General features: G+C 52.2%; 3 protein-coding genes. 2 read left to right on the top strand and 1 reads right to left on the bottom strand.

Annotated elements, in window-relative coordinates; all coding sequences use genetic code 11:
- Positions 1–907, bottom strand: a 907-nt coding sequence (locus BLL38_RS29675) for a hypothetical protein (RefSeq protein WP_207303173.1), incomplete at its 3' end; no start/stop codon positions are given.
- A 112-nt stretch (positions 908–1,019) separates the two neighbouring features.
- On the opposite strand from BLL38_RS29675, the gene BLL38_RS29670 reads away from it, so the two are divergent.
- Together BLL38_RS29670 and istA are read left to right on the top strand one after the other, a co-directional pair.
- Positions 1,020–1,283, top strand: coding sequence for a hypothetical protein (locus BLL38_RS29670; protein ID WP_076965362.1), 264 nt, complete (start codon positions 1,020–1,022; stop codon positions 1,281–1,283).
- 240 nt (positions 1,284–1,523) lie between these two features.
- On the top strand, positions 1,524–2,669 hold the full coding sequence (gene istA / locus BLL38_RS29665; protein WP_242627658.1) for an IS21 family transposase: 1,146 nt from the start codon (positions 1,524–1,526) through the stop codon (positions 2,667–2,669).
- The last annotated feature ends 97 nt before the right edge of the window (positions 2,670–2,766 follow it).

The following is a 2,766-nucleotide window of genomic DNA, read 5'->3' as shown; positions in this document are numbered from 1 at the left end:
AATGATGTCCATTGATATCACCCCAGATTCTCCAGCCAAAAGACCGGATGGTTGCACACACCGGGGTGGAAACTATTGGACGCTGTTTACCCCGGGAATCTGGAAACTTTTGCACGCTGTTTAACACCATAGTGTTTAAATGTGCTGACGCGTGGATGTAGTCGGCGCTGCTCATCCAGATCTGCAAGTGCGCAGGCACGCCAAGAGGTAAGACGTTGAGCACCAGCCAATCGATTAGGCCAATGGCAACACCGCGCGCCTGAAGCTCCATCGCCAGCATAAGAAGTACTTTGTGTAGGGAGTTTGCTGCTTTTATAGCAAGAGATTTTCGACCCAGTTGATCTGCTTCGACCACTATCGCGATCAGCGCTGCGAGGGTATCCAGGCTTGCCCTGCGTTCGAGTTTTTCGAGTAGAACTTGAGTGGTTGGTTCGCGCTGAACACTGTCCCAAATCATGTTGCTGGTGTTGCGGTAAAGCACCAGCTGGACTTCGGTGTTTAGCGTACGGAAGTAACTGTCGAAGTTGATCTTCTGTTGCCGAGAGATCAGCTTCATCAACGTCCATATAGGATGGTTCAGGTCGCGGGAGGATCCAGGTGCTAGCAGTTCCACCCTGCTCAAGGTCTTGGCCTTGGGCGAGATCATTTTCTGTTCGTATCTAGACCACTTGCTTCGGTAATGCCGGATCGTGCCATTCGTGTTTCTTCGAAACGACTCTTTTTCGAAGTACAGCTCAAGGGCATAGGCAGTCTTGAGGCCTGTCCGCTGCCTTAGGCCTTCGAACCAATAGCCCACTGCGAGCATTTCCACAGTGCTGCTCCGGGGGCTGTAATTTTCCGGAATTAGTTCGCGCAAGCTCTCTGCGAACTCCGAATAAATGTTTGCAATTCTCTTAAAATCAGACACTTAAAAATCCCTGATTGATCTTTGTACCGTAAAAAATGTAGAAGTCTTACGGCTGGAGCGCAAGGGGGCGGTTTATTACTATTAACTGTGACCAAACCGGACATTAAGTGCGATGCGCGAGCCCCTTGAAATCCACAATCTGGCATCCGAATTAGAGCTTGATCTCAAAGATCGATATGGCCTGATGGTGGGTGGCAGCGCGCTGTGGAGAGAGTTGGGATACGCGTCCTATGACGCGTTTCGAAAAGCCAAACAGCGGGGGACTATCGAAGTGCCCCTGTTTGAGGTGCCCAATCGTCGGGGCTTCTTTGCCCTGTCCAAAGAAGTCGCATGCTGGATTGCCACGCAGCGCTGCGCACGGCAGCAGGCCATATGAACTAGGCATATGAGGAGTACCGCAATGAGGCCAGGCTAGGAGTTAGCCGGTGGATTTGGAGCACAAAAAAGCCCAGGGGTGGAGCCCTAGGCTTTTTTGATGGTGTTAGGTTTTGAGCCCTATACGCCTTCATTCTGTGTTCCCTCGCGTTCGGCGTCAAGCCGACCACCTTCCGTTTGTCTGCAATTTTCACACGGCGCGACTTGTGAGGCATTCACACGCCTGTCGCGAGGAGAACACATGAGGCTGCCAATAGTTACACAGCGCGAGGTGCTACGACTCGCGAGCGACCCCAGGCTGTCGAATAGGGCGATTGGTTTATTAGCCAAAGTGTCCCACAACACTGTTCGCACTATTCGCGATCAGTTGGCCCAGTGCGGGCAAAGCTGGGAAGAGCTGAAGCACCTTGATGACAAAGCGCTCGCGGAGCGTCTGCGGACTCAGCCGAGAACCTCACCTCAAAGGAAAGCATACCCGTCATGGCCCGCCGTCCACGAACAGCTAAAACTTCCTGACATCACCTTGGAGCTTCTATGGCAAGAGTTTCGTACGAGCGAGCCAGAAGGCGTGTCATATGCTCAGTTCACGCGGCTCTATCGAGAGTGGGTCAATATGCAAAAACTGAGCATGCGACAGATTCACCTCCCCGGAGACAAGTGCTTCGTGGACTTTTGTGGCAGGACAATGCCTGTGACAAACCCGGACACGGGAGCGATCAGCCAAGCCCAAGTATTCGTGGCAACACTAGGCGCCTCGGGCTACATTTTTGCCACCGCGGTGAACAGTCAAACGACCCCAGACTGGCTCAAATGCAACGTTCTGGCCCTGGAGTTCTTCGACGGGGTTCCCCGGTTCGTTGTTCCTGATAATTTGAAGTCAGCAGTGACTAAAAACACGAGAGATGTGGTGACCTTAAATCGTGCCTACGCCGAGTTTTCTGAGCACTACGGATTTCAAATTTACCCCGCCAGACCGCGTAAACCGAAAGACAAGTCGCTAGGTGAAATTGCCGTTCAACTGGTACAGAGGTTCGTTCTCGCAAGGCTGAGAGCGAGCACTTTCTTTTCCCTAGAAGAGCTCAACGAGAAAATCAGCTACTGGGTCGATGAGCTAAACAGTCGAATCACACGGACGTACCCAAAGAGCAGAACTAGCCGCTTCCTTGAGCTTGATTATCCAGCCCTCAAGCCTCTCCCAGAAAAGCGCTACAGCTACAGTCAGTGGGTGTATCAGGTTCGGGTAGGTAGCGATTACCACGTTGCATTTGAGGAGCACAGCTACTCCGTCCCTTATCACTTTGCGAATCTTCTTGTCGATTTGCGCGTGCGAGACGACTGGCTCGAAATCCTTCATCAGCGTAACCGGCCAGCAAACACACCTTTCTGACCCCACCGCCAAAGGCGATGGTGTCCACCTATTTAAGTGGACACCACTTCTAGCCTTTTAAGAGGGTCTTTCATGCAGCCACAACGCCGTTCCTATT

Origin of the sequence: Pseudomonas gessardii, assembly GCF_001983165.1 — a bacterium.
Lineage (GTDB): Bacteria > Pseudomonadota > Gammaproteobacteria > Pseudomonadales > Pseudomonadaceae > Aquipseudomonas > Aquipseudomonas gessardii.
The sequence above is the reverse complement of the archived record's forward strand: the minus strand, read 5'-3'. Positions and strand labels throughout refer to the sequence as shown.